Here is a 15,775-nt window from a genome sequence, read left to right as displayed (position 1 = left end):
TTCCCACTGACCTTGGCAGTGCATTTGCGATTGCGCACCATTTACGTTCAACACCGCCTAGTTTTTGTGCATTTGTTTTTACCATTTGGTCCGAAATAGACCATTCACTCTATTTAAAAAAGAAAAAAATAAATAATAATTTGATAAATAAAGATATTTTAAAATTGGCACTCCATTTGCAAACATATATTTAGCGCAACGCAATTTGGACCCCGCAGGATGCACTCAAGTTGCGCAATCTTTCCGTTAGCTTCTGTCGCCCGCAGATCATTCTACAGGTCGATAGCATCGCAATACTGAATGAGGTGTGAAATGAAAATCGGTGTATTCATCCCAATTGGCAATAATGGCTGGTTGATTTCCTCTACCGCGCCACAGTACCAACCAACGTTTGAACTGAATAAAACCATCGTACAGAGAGCCGAGCACTATCAGTTTGATTTCGCTTTATCGATGATCAAACTTCGCGGCTTCGGTGGCAAAACCGAATTTTGGGAACACAATATGGAGTCATTTACGCTGATGGCAGGTCTGGCAGCGGTAACCTCTAAAATCAAACTCTATGCAACTGCAGCAACGCTGGTAATGCCGCCGGCTATCGTCGCGCGTATGGCCGCCACTATCGACTCCATTTCTCATGGACGTTTTGGCGTTAATGTTGTCACCGGCTGGCAAAAACCAGAATACGAACAGATGGGAATGTGGCCAGGAGATGAATATTTTAGTCGCCGCTACGACTATCTGACGGAATACGTCAACGTCTTACGCGATTTATGGGGAACCGGCCACTGCAATCGGCAGGGGGAATTCTTCCAGATGGATGATTGCCGTGTCAGCCCGCGCCCGCAGGCAGAAATGAAAGTGATCTGCGCCGGGCAAAGCGACGCAGGCATGGCATTCTCCGCCAAACACGCTGATTACAATTTCTGCTTTGGCAAAGGCGTGAATACACCTACGGCATTTGCAACAACAGCCGCCCGAATGAAAAGTGCCGCCGATGCTGAAGGCCGGCATGTCGCCTCCTACGTCCTGTTTATGGTGATTGCTGACGAAAGTGATGACGCCGCTCGCGAAAAATGGGAACGCTATAAACAAGGAGCTGATACCGAAGCGCTGGCCTGGTTAACCGATCAAAGTAGCAAAGACAAAACGTCGGGTGCTGACACTAACGTGCGCCAAATGGCAGACCCAACCTCCGCCGTTAATATCAATATGGGTACGCTGGTGGGTTCCTACGCCAATGTTGCCAACATGCTGGACCAAATTGCTACCGTCCCCGGTACTGAGGGCGTATTGCTGACGTTTGATGATTTCGTCATGGGTATAGAGAATTTCGGCAAATACATTCAGCCGCTCATGACAACTCGCCAACATCTATTAACCGACATGCCGATTGAAAAAGAGGTCGCCTGATGAAAAATGTACAAACTCAATCCATTGTTCGCCGAAATGCCGGATATCAAGATGAAGAAGTTATTTTAGCATCACGGCCAGAAGCCTTAGCCTTTTCACCTCAACAGACGGCACTGATCGTTATTGATATGCAAAATGCTTATGCTTCCCCAGGCGGCTATTTGGATTTAGCTGGCTTTGATGTGTCTGCGACAGGCCCGGTAATTCACAATATCAAACGCGCTATTACCGCCGCCCGCGCGGCGGGGATTAAAGTGATTTTTTTCCAAAATGGCTGGGATAACCAATATGTTGAAGCTGGGGGGGAAGGCTCACCAAACTTCCATAAATCCAATGCACTAAAAACGATGCGCAAACGTCCAGAACTCATGGGCAAGCTGCTGGCTAAAGGTGATTGGGATTACGATTTAGTTGATGAACTACAGCCACAACCTGGCGATATTGTGCTGTCAAAGCCACGCTACAGCGGGTTCTTTAATACTCAACTTGATAGCCTGCTGCGCAGCTATGGCATCCATCATTTAATCTTTACGGGTATCGCCACCAATGTTTGCGTGGAATCAACCTTACGCGACGGCTTTTTCCTCGAATATTTCGGCGTAGTACTTGAAGACGCCACTCATCAAGCTGGACCAGATTTTGCACAAAAAGCGGCCATTTATAATATCGAAACCTTCTTTGGCTGGGTCTCTAACGTCAATAGTTTCTGTGAAGCACTAGCAACGAATACGCAACCACTCTCCCAAACCGCTTAAGGATCAAAATTATGCCTAAAAAAGCCATCATCCCAGCCGGTAGCGGTGTGCCGATTGCCCCCTTTTCACCCGGCACTTTAGCCGACGGCATAGTATATGTATCGGGCACGTTACCTTTTGATAAGCATAACCAAGTGGTATTTCCAGGTGATGCCGCGGCGCAAACTCGCCATGTACTTGAAACCATAAAAAACGTTATCGAGACAGCAGGAGGCACAATGGATGATGTCACCTTCAACTCGATTTTCATCACTGATTGGAATAACTATGCCGCCATTAATCAAGTCTATGCCGAATACTTCCCCGGAGAAAAGCCCGCACGCTACTGTATCCAGTGCGGGTTAGTAAAACCCGAAGCCTTAGTTGAAATTGCCTCTGTGGCCCACATCGGTAAATAAAACACGTTATCTCTTTGTCACAGGAGCAGTCATGAGCAATAGTAACTTATATTACAAAGTGTTAGGCAAACAAACACCCGATGCACAAACTATCGTATTGTCATCGGGATTAGGCGGCGTTAATGGTTTCTGGCTGCCACAATTGCCCATGTTAACAGAACATTTTCGTGTGGTGATCTATGACCAATTTGGCACTGGGGCAAGTCAAGGCGTTATTCCAAAAAGTTATAGTATGGAAAATATGGCAGATGAACTTGCCAACTTGCTTAAAAAATTGCAAATTGACCGCTGCCATTTAGTTGGTCATGCGTTAGGTGGAATTATCGGCCTGCATTTAGCTCGCCGTTATCCTTCATTACTGGAAAGCTTGATCGTGCTCAACGGCTGGATCAAGCTTGATAGTCAAACTCGCCGCTGCTTCGAAGTACGCCAATCTCTGCTGCTCAATAGCGGGGTCGATGCTTATGTACAAGCTCAGCCACTTTTTTTGTACCCGGCTGATTGGCTATCTGCGCATGAAACACTATTAGAAGAAGAGCGTCAGCATCAGGTCGCTCATTTCCAGGGGCAGGATAATTTGCTACATCGTTTACAGGCGTTGATGCTCTCAGATTTAAGCGAAGAACTCAGCGAGATAACAACACCTACGTTAGCATTCAGTTGCAAAGACGATTTGCTGGTCCCTTGGCACTGTTCTGTGCAATTAGCACAGGCGTTACCCTTTGGCGAATACCAGCAAATGGATTACGGCGGGCATGCAATGAGCGTGACCGATAGCGAAACGTTCAACCCACTGTTACTAGCATGGTTACTACGATTTGTGCCAAAAACAAACCAGGCAGTCAGTCAATCAACGGAGCAATTATCATGACCCATCCACTCAATGACAGCGCACTGGCGAGCATCTTTATCGACGCTCACACTCATAATGCTTGGCAAGAGCGTGCTGTCAGCGATGAATTGCTGAAACAGGCTTATGATCTTGCCAAACTTGGGCCGACATCAGCTAACTGTAGCCCAATGCGACTGGTCTTTGTCCGCAGCCCAGAAGGCAAACAAAAACTCGCTCCCACGCTTTCTGCTGGAAACCTGGATAAAACCTTAGCGGCACCCGTGACGGCAATTGTTGCCTACGATCCAGAATTTTATGAAGCCCTGCCTGAGCTATTCCCTCATGCCGACGCTCGCTCTTGGTTTACTTCCAGCGCGGACTTGGCATATGAGACTGCATTCCGTAATGTCAATTTACAGGCGGCTTATTTGATCATTGCGCTACGTTCTCTCGGTTTAGATACTGGCCCAATGTCCGGCTTTGATCGAGAAAAAGTAGACGCTGCATTTTTCGCAGACAGCGGTTGGAAATCTAACCTGCTGATAAATATTGGCTATGGCGATAGCAGCAAAGTCCATGACAGGCTGCCACGCCTGCCGTTTGACCGCGCCTGCCAACTAGGCTAAGCGCACAAAACAGAATTAGAAACAATAAAGGAACAAACATGAGTGATAATATTGCGGCTACGTTATTAGCCCAAGCAGTGCAACAACCCGTCTCCCAATCCGTAGAAAAGCAGGTGTTTCGTGATGCAATGGCTCACTTGGGCGCTGCCGTTAATATTGTCACCACTCAAGGCCCTGCAGGCCAAGCTGGCTTTACCGCATCAGCAGTATGCAGTGTGACAGACTCACCGCCAACCTTACTGGTTTGCCTGAACCGTTCAGCCTCTGTCCATCCGGTATTCGCAGCCAACCAAGTGCTGTGTGTAAATACTCTCTCTGACGGCCACCAATCTCTTTCCAATCTGTTTGGCGGTAAAACGCCGATGGAAGAGCGCTTTGCTGCTGCCGATTGGTCAACGCTTGCTACCTCTTCGCCAGTGCTTACCGATGCGCTAATCTCTTTCGATTGCCGCATTGCACAAACCACCAGCGTAGGTACTCATGACATCTTGATTTGTGAAGTGGTTGCTGTAGTCGCGAATACTCAAAGCCACGGATTAATCTACTTTGACCGTGGATATCACCCGCTGCAACGTCAAAAAACAGCGTAAAGCCAACGATTACAGATGAGGAATACCTTTGGCAGAAACTTTATTGCCAATGATATTCCTCACTTCCCTCCTCTCCTAGGCCAAGTGCTGCCTTCATTCTGGGCTCTTTGCCCTAAATTAGTGCAACAGACCTTTCTATTCTTACTTTAGCTTTGGCTACTTTCCCACTTATGGAGAGCAGTGCCTATGCGTTCGAGGCTATTTTACTGAGTACATCCCATTAAAATCGAAGAATGCTAATAGTTGGCATGTATTCTGCATTTAATAAATAACTGACGACCTCAGTTTCTCCTTAGCTCATCAAAGTTTGATGATCACCAGCGGCTATTCAGTCCACCCGTCCGAATTAGCCGCTGGTTCTTTTCTTGAGTATCTCCGAGAAGATGTATTCTCTGGTTCAAAGACAACTCATCGTCAATAACCTGTCAAAAAATTTAATGCGAGTAACCCTTTATATTTTCAGTCATTACGCAGGGATAGATATCTCAATTTATTCAGCATTTTATCGCCATAAATTTGAGTAAAATCCTAATATTGTCACGGCAGCGCTAACATTTTCCTGTTAAATTAAGCCTCTAATCATTGACATCATGATTAGCCTTCCCAGCATCGATCATTCAGGAGATAGAATTAGTGGACGCAAGTACTATCAACACACTTTTCTTCATAGGCGCCCTGTTGGTAGCAGCGAGTATTCTGCTCAGTTCGTTCTCGTCTCGTCTGGGTATCCCGATTTTAGTTATCTTTCTCGCCATCGGCATGCTGGCAGGGGTAGATGGCATTGGTGGTATTGCCTTTGATAATTACCCCGCAGCCTATTTAGTCAGTAACCTCGCGTTGGCGGTTATTTTACTCGATGGTGGTATGCGCACTCGAGCTTCATCCTTTCGTGTCGCCTTATGGCCCGCCCTTTCGCTTGCAACCGTTGGTGTATTGATCACCGCCGGGCTCACCGGATTAGCCGCTGCCTGGTTATTTCACATCGACCTGATTCAGGGGCTGTTGATCGGTGCCATTATTGGCTCTACTGATGCTGCCGCGGTGTTCTCATTGATCGGGGGTAAAGGGGTGAATGAGCGTGTTAGCGCCACACTGGAAATCGAATCCGGCAGTAATGACCCTATGGCTGTATTTCTAACCGTTACCTTGATTGAAATGATTGGCAAAGGCCAGCATGGCATTAGTTGGATGTTTCTGGTTGAGGTTATCCGCCAATTTGGTTTAGGCATCGCCTTTGGCTTAGGGGGAGGATGGATATTACTGCAGTTGATTAATCGTATTTCACTGGCCAGCGGCCTTTATCCTTTACTGGCTTTCAGCGGCGGATTACTCATTTTTGCCTTAACAGTGGCTCTTGATGGCAGCGGTATTCTGGCGGTCTATTTGTGTGGCCTGGTGTTAGGCAATCTGCCAATACGTAACCGTCACGGGATCATGCATACCTTCGATGGATTAGCCTGGTTAAGCCAGATAGGCATGTTCTTGGTACTAGGCTTACTGTTAACCCCTAGCGAACTCATGCCGATAGCGCTTTCTGCCTTGGTACTAGCACTGTGGATGATCTTGTTTGCTCGACCACTATCAGTATTTATCGGTTTGTTGCCTTTCCCTAACTTCACTTTACGAGAACGTTTCTTTATCTCCTGGGTGGGACTGCGCGGCGCGGTGCCGGTCATTCTAGCCGTATTCCCAATGATGGCAGGTATTCCGCAGGCAAAACTTTATTTCAATGTTGCTTTCTTTATTGTGCTCGTATCTCTGTTATTACAAGGTACATCATTAGGCTACGCCGCGAAAAAAGCTAAAGTGATCGTCCCCCCCGCCCCTTCACCGGTGTCCCGCGTTGGGTTGGATATCGATACCTTCGGCAAGTGGGAAACCTTTATCTATCAATTAGGCTCAGAAAAATGGTGTGTCGGTGCGGCGTTACGCGATTTACATATGCCACATGAAACTCGCATAGCAGCGTTATTCCGCGGCACGGTAATGCTACACCCAACCGGTAGTACGCGATTAAAAGAAGGGGATATTCTGTGTGTGATCGGGCAAGAAAAAGATCTCCCGGAACTCGGAAAACTCTTTAGTGACAGCAACGCCGTACAATTCGATGAACGCTTTTTTGGGGACTTTATTCTTGAAGCAGACGCCTCACTGGATGCTATCTCACAGATTTATGGTCTCAATTTAGATGAGACTATTGATAAAACGCTTAGCCTTGGGCATTTCGTCATTCAAGTATTAGGCGGCGAGCCGGTGATCGGCGACCATGTAGAGTGGGATGGCTTGACGTGGACAGTTGCGGAGATGGATGACAACAAGGTGAGTAAAATTGGCGTTCGTATCATGACAGAAGCCGCCTGAGTATTAGATGAGAACCTGCAAAAAAACCTGCCGATAATAAATATTAGGCAGGTTTTTTATACCGACCAATTAGCAGTTAATTCGCTGCCTGCGGGTCTTTATCGTAATCAGAACAGGTCTGATAACCTTTGTTCATCACGTGGCCAGTATCATTGAAGCTGACGAAGTAAGTTTGTACTTTGCCATCACGCGGGGCTACAGCAAAGGTCTGACAAGTCCCTTTCGCATGGATCAGTGTTGCTTCAGTTGACGGTGGGCCAGCAATAGCACGCACCTGTGCACGCGTCATACCCACTTTAACATCACTAACTACCGGCTCTTTCACGTAGCTTGCCGCACGATCGTAAGTTTGACACCCAGCTAAGACAGAAACCGCACCTGCAACTAAAACCAACATTTTCTTATTCATTACTTCTCCTCCAGAAGTACGTTATGTTCTTCTAAGACTAGAAGAGAAAAGCAGATTTTCAACAAAACATCAGTTTTAGTTATTAATTCAGCGGGTAATTCAGCTTTATCCGATCAATTTACCTCTATCCCTCGCTCGCTTTTTCATACACATACCATTAGGTTATTTTTTAACAAAATCAACCATCGAGTGATATTTCACTCATTTTGTTCTATATATGAAAAAGTGAGGAATATAGTGTTTGCCTCGCTAATATGCGTTTTATAACAAGGAGCCGTAACCATGCATCTGGATCGTCGCAAATTTTGTACCCTTTTGGGTTTAATGCTATTGCTGCCTCGTTTTAGTCTGGCCGAACCAAGGGAAATCGCGATGGAAATCCTTCATACCGGAAAACCGCAAGGTGGCGTTCCTAATAATCGATTACCCGTGATTATCTACCATCATGTTATTCCGCCAGGCGCGGCCGATAGTGCAAGCTATCTCGAGCATATTTTCCAGTCAAACGGCTGGCCACCGCAGTGGCGCTACACCGTTTATCCTTATACTCACTTTCACTCAAACACGCATGAAGCTCTTGGCGTATCCGCCGGTTCTGCCAAGCTACAACTCGGTGGCGAGAATGGCAAAATTATCAATGTACAAGTCGGTGACGTCCTGGTGATCCCTGCGGGTGTCGGCCATAAACAAATTTCAGCTGATGATGATTTTATGATGGTTGGCGCTTATCCCGACAAGACTAAAGCCGATCTTTGCCATGATGAACCGGCCAAACTCGCCTTAAGGTTGAGTGCTGTCAGCAAAGTCCCCCTTCCTATTAGTGATCCGGTTACTGGTCACTCTGAAGGATTGATGAGGGAATGGCGTAAAACCGGTAAATAAGTTGTAGACCAGCAGATGTTAGCGCTAATACGAAAACATTAGAGAAGATCAAGAAGAGACTTATTTGAACAGTATAGAAATTTAACTAAAAAGAAAGAAACCGATTGGAAAAGCTGAGGGGATAATAAAAGCTGATTCGGTAGAAGTGGCGGAGGAGTAGAGATTCGAACTCTAGAACGGTTTCCCGTCGCCGGTTTTCAAGACCGGTGCCTTCAGCCACTCGGCCACTCCTCCGCATAACAACTCTACTACATCACACCTCCTGTATGATTTACTGCTTCGTTGTTCTAATCCTTACCACTGAAGTTTCCTCCTGTGTGACAACGAGGCGCAGTATACAAGACGCTTATAATAATGCAAACAGTATTTTCATACTAATTCGTTGATTTTATAGCATTGTTTAATTTTAAAGCGACTTTGAGAGTCGAGTGATGACATTTCAAACAAAGATGCTATTAATTAATCAGCAGTGTGTTATCCACTCCCCATTCATATGGATAAATAACCTTCATCCTCTATATCTGCGCGCCGTGCATTAAGGAATAACATGCAACCTACATCTGTTCATATTGCCGCATTTTTTGTCTCCGGCCACAGCGTAACTACCAACAATCATGATGAGTCTGACCCTGCTACCGCTAAAATAGCCGGTTTATGGTCGCAATTTTTTGCAACCGCACCTTCGCTACCGTTTTATGGTGTGTATTCCAATTACGAGTCGGATGTGACGGGCCAATTTGATGTCACGGCGGGGATTGGTGCAAAAAGCGGGATTGAAATTAAAGAAGGCCGCTATTTAGTGTTCAAAGCTAGGGAACTGATGCCAGCCGCAATCATTGATACCTGGTCATTTATCTGGCGTTATTTTGAAGAGCACTCGATTAAAAGATGCTTTCTGACTGACTTTGAGGCCTATGGACCTGAAGGCGTTGACATCCATATTGGCATTCTTGATGAATAAAAAAGGAGCCAGATATCAGCCAGCTCCCTTTAATAAAGTCGTTTGAAGATAACGAATTAATGACCTAGTTTAGCGAGGCTACGATCCAACGCCCCCACCAGCCAGTCAATATCACCAACCTGGAATGCCATCGGTGGGCGTAGCTTAAGTACGTTACCATATGGGCCCGCGACAGAAGTCAGCACACATTCATTACGCAATGCTTCGATCAAATCAAGCGCCAGTGTTTTATCCGGAGATTTGCTCTGTTTGTCTTTCACTAGCTCAAAACCGATAAATAACCCGGCGCCACGTACGTCACCCACGCATTCATACTTATCTTTCAGCTTGGTCAATTCAGCCAGCAACTGTGCACCAACAACACGGCTATGTTCCTGCAACTGTTCTTCTTTTATGACTTTCAACACTGATTGTGCGGCCGCCATAGCGACTGGATTTCCACCAAATGTATTGAAATATGGGATTTGGTCACTAAACGCAGCCAGTACATCACTTTTAGCCAACAAACCTGACACTGGAATACCATTGCCCATCGGCTTGCCGGTCGTTACTACGTCAGGGATAACACCATGACGAGCAAATCCCCAGAAGGTATCTCCTGTGCGGGCGAAGCCTGGTTGAACTTCATCGGCAATGAAAATCCCGCCATTTTTATGTACTACATCAACCGCTTTTTGCAAGAAACCGCGCGGGCCTGGCAACACACCGTCAGAAGAAAAAATGGAGTCGGCAAGAAAACCAGCAAACTTAATGCCCTTCGCAGCCATATCATCGATCTGTTTTTGGATTTCATTGGCAAACCATTCGCCTAAATCCTCGGCCGCGACACGATACGCATCAGGAGGTAAAACTAAACGCGTGGTTGCCGCTAGCGGCTGACCGCTGCCCAGCGCCGGAGACACGCCAGATGTTAATTCACTGGTACCATGATATGCCTCTTGGCTCACGATAATTCCGGTACCGCCGCTCCAGGCTCGCGCCACGCGAATAGCCAAATCGTTCGCCTCAGAACCGGTACACATATACATGGCACGGTCGATTTCAGCGGGCATGGTTTCCAGCAGTGACTCGGTATAGTCGAGGATGCCTTCATGTAGATAGCGGGTATGGGTATTCAGCAATTTCATTTGCTGATTCACGGCCTCAATCACCGCAGGATGACAGTGACCAATACTGGCGACATTGTTGTACACATCCAGATATTTTTTACCTTCAGCATCCCATAGATACTGGCCTTCGCCACGAACCAAATGCACAGGATTACGGTAAAAAAGTCGATAGGATTCCCCGAGGACTTTGCTACGTTTATCGGTCAGTTTGCGGATCTCAGGACTGAGCGCATCTGCATGTTCGCTGCGAAAACTATTGGTATCCATAATAGTAGAACGTGTTGCCATAAGAATGCCCCTTCCCCAACTTGTGGTTTAACGTTAGAAACGAAATCTTGACCCTATGCATCAAGCTATCACGAACCCGTCAAACAAAAAACACTAAAAAACCCAAATACAATAAAATGCACATAAAATTCACAATGAAATCGGGTAAAGTAAGCGTCATAACCGCAGTCCCGAAAGACTGTGAAGCCATTACAGGGAGAACTCATGCTGCGCGAAACCCGTTTACATCGCATCCAGTCACTGGTCAGTACGCTGCAACAAGTCAGCACTGAGCGTCTTATCAAAGAACTTGGTATCTCCCGCGAGACGGCTCGTCGTGACATTATCGAACTCGAAGCTATGGGCTTGATTCGCCGAGTTCACGGGGGATTAGTTGCTCTAGATGCCCAGCCTGAGCCGCCACTAACAGTTCGAGCCGCTTTGCTAGCGAAAGAAAAACGGGCTATTGCCGCTGCCGCAGTCAGAGAATTGAAATCTGGCCAAACGGTATTTATCGATGGCGGCAGCACCACGACGCTATTGGCCGATGAGTTGCGGTCGATGTCAGGTCTGACAATACTCACCAACAGCCTTCAGGCCGCTCTGCGATTGAGTGCAGCGGAAGAGCAAGAAACGATGGCGCATCAGGTGATTTTGATTGGCGGCAATATGCAACCGGCTCGCGAACAAACGGGTGGCGAGGTGGCGGTGGGCGAGATTTATCGTTACCGGGCGGATGTTGCGATTATTTCTCCGGTAGGTATTGATGCTAAAAATGGCGCCAGCAGTTTTTTACCACAAGAAGCGGCCATCGCCCGTGCCATGGTTTCACAAGCAGAAAGGCTATTTATCTTGGCAGATCACAGCAAATTGGGTATCACCAGCCGCGTGACTTGGGCGCTGCCTGCGGATATCTCGTTGCTGATTACTGATGTTATTGCAGATGAGAGCCCGGCGCTTAAAGCGCTTCAAGCGGTACTGCCAGAGGTTATTCTCGCCTAAGCGCTAAGAGAGGAATAAAGCGTTTCATTGATAAAGGCGGCAATCATGCCGCCTTTGCTTTATCTAATGATGCCTTGAAAAGGACCAAAAACAAAAACCCCGAGCTCATAACAAGCTCGGGGTTAGAATTTGGCGGAGGAGTAGAGATTCGAACTCTAGAACGGTTTCCCGTCGCCGGTTTTCAAGACCGGTGCCTTCAGCCACTCGGCCACTCCTCCGTAACGAAGCGAACTATAGTCATACCCGATTCGCTTGTAAAGTCAGATTTAATAAAAATGTCTTTTTACGGTTTAAGTGATGATTAAATCGACATTGTGGTGTTTTTTAACCCATGAAATTGGCCATGCTTGTACTGATACAACCTAACCTCCCCTTCATTGATAGGGTAAAGAAGGGTAAAACGTCTTTAATCACCCAAAGCAACTATCTACTATCTGATTTATTCTTTTTCTCCGTCGCTCGTATATTGATAAGTGAGATAGCTATGGATCGTTTCGTCACCTCTTCTACTACATCGCGTGCGCAATCGCTGTTAAGTACGCACCGCGTGCTGCGTAATACTTATTTCCTATTGGCGCTAACGTTGGGTGTCTCCGCCATTACCGCAACGGCTAGCACCGTATTGAACCTGCCTTCTCCAGGGATGTTAATTACCTTGGTCGGCTTTTATGGGCTGATGTTCCTGACTTATCGCACTGCTGACCGCCCAGTCGGTATTCTTGCTGCATTCGCGCTGACAGGTTTTATGGGATATACCTTGGGCCCGTTGCTCAGTTCTCTATTGTCAGTCGGAGCCGGTGACATCATTATGTTAGCGTTAGGCGGTACGGCACTGGTGTTCTTCTGCTGTTCGGCTTATGTACTGACTACCCGTAAAGACATGTCTTTCCTTTCTGGAATGATGATGGCTGGTTTTGTCGTGTTGCTGGTGGCGGTTATTGCTAACCTGTTCCTGCATATTCCAGCGCTGTCACTAGCGATCAGCGCGCTGTTTATCCTGTTCTCTGCCGGTGCTATTTTGTGGGAGACCAGTAATATTATCCACGGCGGTGAAACTAACTATATCCGTGCGACAGTTAGCCTGTATGTCTCGCTGTACAACGTGTTTGTCAGCCTGCTGAGTATTCTAGGATTTGCACGTAGCAACTAGAACAACAGCAGATAAGGCTACATATCAATTCTGACGGCACCTGTGTGGTGCCGTTTTTTTTGCTAAGATACCCGCTTTATTAAGCGTAATTTGAGGTTGTATGTTGGAGTTTGCGGGTCAGATTATTGATACTGATGCACAAGGTTATCTGAAAAACAGTGCTGACTGGCAGGAAGGCTTAGCCCCTATTCTGGCTGAACAAGAAGGAATTAGCCTTTCTGAAGCGCATTGGGAAGTCGTGCATTTCGTCAGAGATTTTTATCTGGAATTTAATACCTCACCGGCTATTCGTATGTTAGTGAAGGCGATGGCAAAAAAATATGGTGAGGAGAAAGGCAACAGCCGCTACCTTTACCGTCTGTTTCCTAAAGGCCCGGCCAAACAAGCAACAAAAATTGCTGGTCTGCCAAAACCAGTAAAATGCATTTAAATCAGCAATCCTGAGAGGCTAGCTTACTCACTTGTCTAATAGCGGATGCTGAAGCCCTCAAAATCTTTTACTGCACGAGGTTCGGTTAATACCCGTTCAACCTTAGCGTATTGTGGGCCGCCTTGCTTCAACCACGTCAGTAATTTATCGATTTGCGCCTGCTCACCGCAGGCAACCACTTCGACACTACCATCCTCTAAGTTTTTGGCATATCCCGCTAATGCCAATGCATTAGCCTGATGTTGAGTCGCAAAACGGAAACCCACCCCCTGCACTCTGCCGTAGACATAAGCGGCTATACTAACTTTCGACATAATTATCTCCCATTCGCGGTATGCTTCGTTGCAATTTGCCCTACTTGCCCGGACAATATCGCTCTTTTTAGCTCCAGGCTGACAGAATTTAATCTTATGACAGTACGTTTGTATTTGGCCAAAGGCCGTGAAAAATCCCTGCTACGCCGTCACCCATGGGTGTTTTCTGGCGCGGTGTTACGCGTAGAAGGCAAAGCCAACTCCGGCGAGACTATTGATATTGTAGACAATCAGGGAAAATGGTTGGCACGCGGTGCCTACTCCCCGCAATCTCAAATCCGTGCCCGCGTCTGGACATTTAATCAAGATGAAGAGATCAATATCGATTTCTTCATCCGTCGTTTACAGCAAGCGCAGAGCTGGCGTAACTGGTTAGCCAAGCGCGATGGTCTGGATGGCTACCGCCTTATCGCCGGTGAATCTGACGGCATGCCTGGGATCACCATTGACCGTTTCCAAAATTACTTGGTGCTGCAATTGCTATCAGCGGGTGCTGAATATCAACGTGCCGCTCTGCTTAGCGCCTTGCAACATTGCTACCCGGAATGCGCCATCTACGATCGCTCCGATGTTGCCGTGCGTAAAAAAGAAGGGCTGGAACTGACTCAAGGTCATGTATTCGGTGCTGAACCACCGGCGTTATTACCTATCACCGAACACGGTATGAGCTTGCTCGTTGACATCAAACAGGGCCACAAAACCGGGTTCTATCTTGATCAACGTGATAGTCGTTTAGCCGCGCGCAATTACGCTGCTGGCCGCGACGTACTGAACTGCTTCTCTTACACCGGTGCATTTGCCGTATCAGCCTTAATGGGTGGCTGTAAGAAAGTGACGAACGTTGATACCTCACAGGATGCGTTGGATATTGCACGTCAGAATGTCGAGCTTAATAAGCTTGATTTAGCCAAGGCTGAATTTGTGCGGGAAGATGTCTTCCAATTATTACGCAAATACCGTGCTGATGGCGTGAAGTTCGATATGATCGTGATGGACCCACCGAAATTCGTAGAGAATAAGAACCAGTTGGCCAGCGCTTGCAGAGGATATAAAGATATCAATATGCTGGCATTGCAACTGCTGCGCCCAGGCGGAATTTTGTTAAGTTTCTCGTGTTCTGGGTTGCTGCCAACCGACTTGTTCCAGAAAATTTTGGCTGATGCTGCATTGGATGCTCATCGCGAAATTCAATTCGTTGAACAGTTCCGTCAAGCTGCCGATCACCCAGTGATTGGTTCTTACCCAGAAGGCTTATATCTAAAAGGATTCGCCTGCTTAGTGACAGCCTGACACATCAATCACTTGAAAATAGCGTGTATTGACTCCATATCGTTCTAAAGCGCTATTTTCAGGAGGTCATGATGATTACCAGCAAATATGGTATTGGGCAGCAGGTACGGCACAGACTGCTAGGCTACCTAGGAGTAGTCATTGATGTTGATGCAGAATATTCTCTGGAAAAACCCGATTTAGATGAAATCGCGGCCGATGAATCACTGCGAGCTGCTCCTTGGTATCATGTGGTGATGGAAGATGACAAAGGTCAGCCGATCCACACCTATCTAGCCGAGATGCAGATCGATCATGAAGCACGTATTCCGCACCCAGAGCAAAGCTCATTAGATGACCTGGCCGAATCAATTCGTGACCAGTTGCTCGCACCACGTTTACGTAACTAAATAGCGGGCTATCATCGTACCTTATATAAAGAGCCGGTCATTAATGACCGGCTCTTTATTTCATTCTGGCTTTACTTTTATCGAGCCAATCCCAGTCGAGGGATTTCTATCTTCGGACATTTGTCCATAACCACCTGCAAACCGGCTTGTTTTGCTATTGCCGCCGCCTGCTCGTTAATCACGCCAAGTTGCAGCCATAGTACTTTCGCACCGATAGCTATCGCCTCTTGTGCAACACCATAGGCAGCCTCGGCATTACGAAATACATCAACCATATCTACCGGCGTCGTAATATCTGCCAGTTGAGCGACGACAGGCTGTCCCAGCAGATCTTGCCCAGCTAACTTGGGGCTTACAGGAATAACGTTGTATCCCTGTTCCAATAGATAAGCCATTACACTATAACTGGCTCTATTCGGTTTATCACTCGCCCCCACTAATGCAATGGTTTTGACCTGCACAAGCAGGTCGCTGAGTTCCTTATCTTGCACAATATTGTCCTCTTAACGTTATTTCATCAGCTTCTATTTTAGCTAACTTATTTAACATCGTTTGAGCTACCAGCAGCATCTTTGATCTAGTGATATGTTGCAAAGC

At 46.9% G+C, this 15,775-nt stretch carries 18 protein-coding genes and 2 tRNA genes; 14 read left to right on the top strand and 6 right to left on the bottom strand.

Annotation, left to right across the window (positions count from 1 at the left end; genetic code table 11):
- Positions 1–312 precede the first annotated feature (312 nt).
- The 7 genes from rutA to ACL9RG_RS06085 all read left to right on the top strand — a co-directional run bounded on the left by rutA (position 313) and on the right by ACL9RG_RS06085 (position 6,975).
- Positions 313–1,413, top strand: a complete 1,101-nt coding sequence (rutA, locus tag ACL9RG_RS06115) for a pyrimidine utilization protein A (protein ID WP_422791713.1) — start codon at positions 313–315, stop codon at positions 1,411–1,413.
- Positions 1,413–2,168: a pyrimidine utilization protein B gene (gene rutB, locus ACL9RG_RS06110; protein ID WP_422791712.1), complete on the top strand. Its 756-nt coding sequence runs from the start codon at positions 1,413–1,415 to the stop codon at positions 2,166–2,168. Before rutA ends, rutB begins: the two co-directional genes overlap by 1 nt.
- A gap of 11 nt (positions 2,169–2,179) precedes the next feature.
- Positions 2,180–2,566, top strand: coding sequence for a pyrimidine utilization protein C (gene rutC / locus ACL9RG_RS06105; RefSeq protein ID WP_422791711.1), 387 nt, complete (start codon positions 2,180–2,182; stop codon positions 2,564–2,566).
- A gap of 31 nt (positions 2,567–2,597) precedes the next feature.
- On the top strand, positions 2,598–3,437 hold the full coding sequence (gene rutD, locus ACL9RG_RS06100; protein WP_422791710.1) for a pyrimidine utilization protein D: 840 nt from the start codon (positions 2,598–2,600) through the stop codon (positions 3,435–3,437).
- Positions 3,434–4,024, top strand: a complete 591-nt coding sequence (locus tag ACL9RG_RS06095) for a malonic semialdehyde reductase (RefSeq protein WP_422791709.1) — start codon at positions 3,434–3,436, stop codon at positions 4,022–4,024. The genes rutD and ACL9RG_RS06095 overlap by 4 nt, the downstream gene beginning before the upstream one ends.
- A gap of 38 nt (positions 4,025–4,062) precedes the next feature.
- A complete protein-coding gene (gene rutF, locus ACL9RG_RS06090; RefSeq protein WP_422791708.1) occupies positions 4,063–4,614 on the top strand; it encodes an NADH-dependent FMN reductase RutF in 552 nt (183 codons plus the stop codon).
- A gap of 633 nt (positions 4,615–5,247) precedes the next feature.
- On the top strand, positions 5,248–6,975 hold the full coding sequence (locus tag ACL9RG_RS06085; RefSeq protein WP_422791707.1) for a potassium/proton antiporter: 1,728 nt from the start codon (positions 5,248–5,250) through the stop codon (positions 6,973–6,975).
- A 76-nt stretch (positions 6,976–7,051) separates the two neighbouring features.
- On the opposite strand, the gene osmE is transcribed toward ACL9RG_RS06085, so the two are convergent.
- The gene (osmE, locus tag ACL9RG_RS06080; RefSeq protein ID WP_422791706.1) at positions 7,052–7,384 is read right to left on the bottom strand and encodes an osmotically-inducible lipoprotein OsmE; all 333 of its coding nucleotides are present in this window, start codon (positions 7,382–7,384) and stop codon (positions 7,052–7,054) included.
- Positions 7,385–7,666: 282 nt separating this feature from the next.
- Between osmE and ACL9RG_RS06075 the strand changes: the two genes are divergently transcribed.
- Positions 7,667–8,266, top strand: coding sequence for a cupin domain-containing protein (locus ACL9RG_RS06075; RefSeq protein ID WP_422791705.1), 600 nt, complete (start codon positions 7,667–7,669; stop codon positions 8,264–8,266).
- 146 nt (positions 8,267–8,412) lie between these two features.
- Here the strand turns inward: ACL9RG_RS06075 and ACL9RG_RS06070 are convergent.
- Positions 8,413–8,500: transfer RNA gene (locus ACL9RG_RS06070), tRNA-Ser, on the bottom strand.
- Between the two features lie 313 nt (positions 8,501–8,813).
- On the opposite strand from ACL9RG_RS06070, the gene ACL9RG_RS06065 reads away from it, so the two are divergent.
- Positions 8,814–9,227 carry a GyrI-like domain-containing protein gene (locus tag ACL9RG_RS06065; RefSeq protein ID WP_422791704.1) on the top strand — a complete coding sequence of 138 codons (414 nt, stop codon included), beginning with the start codon at positions 8,814–8,816 and terminating at the stop codon, positions 9,225–9,227.
- A gap of 56 nt (positions 9,228–9,283) precedes the next feature.
- On the opposite strand, the gene ACL9RG_RS06060 is transcribed toward ACL9RG_RS06065, so the two are convergent.
- A complete protein-coding gene (locus ACL9RG_RS06060) occupies positions 9,284–10,624 on the bottom strand; it encodes an aspartate aminotransferase family protein (RefSeq protein ID WP_422791703.1) in 1,341 nt (446 codons plus the stop codon).
- Positions 10,625–10,828: 204 nt separating this feature from the next.
- On the opposite strand from ACL9RG_RS06060, the gene ACL9RG_RS06055 reads away from it, so the two are divergent.
- A complete protein-coding gene (locus ACL9RG_RS06055) occupies positions 10,829–11,605 on the top strand; it encodes a DeoR/GlpR family DNA-binding transcription regulator (RefSeq protein WP_422791702.1) in 777 nt (258 codons plus the stop codon).
- Between the two features lie 130 nt (positions 11,606–11,735).
- Here the strand turns inward: ACL9RG_RS06055 and ACL9RG_RS06050 are convergent.
- Positions 11,736–11,823 (bottom strand) — tRNA-Ser (locus ACL9RG_RS06050).
- A 266-nt stretch (positions 11,824–12,089) separates the two neighbouring features.
- Between ACL9RG_RS06050 and yccA the strand changes: the two genes are divergently transcribed.
- Positions 12,090–12,755 (top strand): FtsH protease modulator YccA, encoded by a 666-nt coding sequence (gene yccA, locus ACL9RG_RS06045; protein WP_422791701.1) that lies wholly within the window; start codon positions 12,090–12,092, stop codon positions 12,753–12,755.
- Between the two features lie 100 nt (positions 12,756–12,855).
- Entirely contained in the window at positions 12,856–13,185 is a 330-nt protein-coding gene (tusE, locus tag ACL9RG_RS06040) for a sulfurtransferase TusE (RefSeq protein ID WP_422791700.1), read from the top strand.
- Between the two features lie 35 nt (positions 13,186–13,220).
- Here the strand turns inward: tusE and yccX are convergent, their stop codons facing one another.
- A complete protein-coding gene (gene yccX, locus ACL9RG_RS06035; RefSeq protein ID WP_422791699.1) occupies positions 13,221–13,499 on the bottom strand; it encodes an acylphosphatase in 279 nt (92 codons plus the stop codon).
- 96 nt (positions 13,500–13,595) lie between these two features.
- On the opposite strand from yccX, the gene rlmI reads away from it, so the two are divergent.
- Both rlmI and hspQ read left to right on the top strand, forming a co-directional pair.
- Positions 13,596–14,789, top strand: a complete 1,194-nt coding sequence (gene rlmI, locus ACL9RG_RS06030; protein ID WP_422791698.1) for a 23S rRNA (cytosine(1962)-C(5))-methyltransferase RlmI — start codon at positions 13,596–13,598, stop codon at positions 14,787–14,789.
- 71 nt (positions 14,790–14,860) lie between these two features.
- Entirely contained in the window at positions 14,861–15,178 is a 318-nt protein-coding gene (gene hspQ, locus ACL9RG_RS06025; RefSeq protein WP_422791965.1) for a heat shock protein HspQ, read from the top strand.
- Between the two features lie 77 nt (positions 15,179–15,255).
- Here the strand turns inward: hspQ and ACL9RG_RS06020 are convergent, their stop codons facing one another.
- On the bottom strand, positions 15,256–15,669 hold the full coding sequence (locus ACL9RG_RS06020) for a CoA-binding protein (protein WP_422791697.1): 414 nt from the start codon (positions 15,667–15,669) through the stop codon (positions 15,256–15,258).
- Between the last annotated feature and the right edge of the window lie 106 nt (positions 15,670–15,775).

Source organism: Rouxiella sp. Mn2063, assembly GCF_049319665.1.
Lineage (GTDB): Bacteria > Pseudomonadota > Gammaproteobacteria > Enterobacterales > Enterobacteriaceae > JBMOUD01.
Note: the sequence above shows the minus strand (reverse complement) of the source record. Positions and strands in the feature narration are given on the sequence as shown.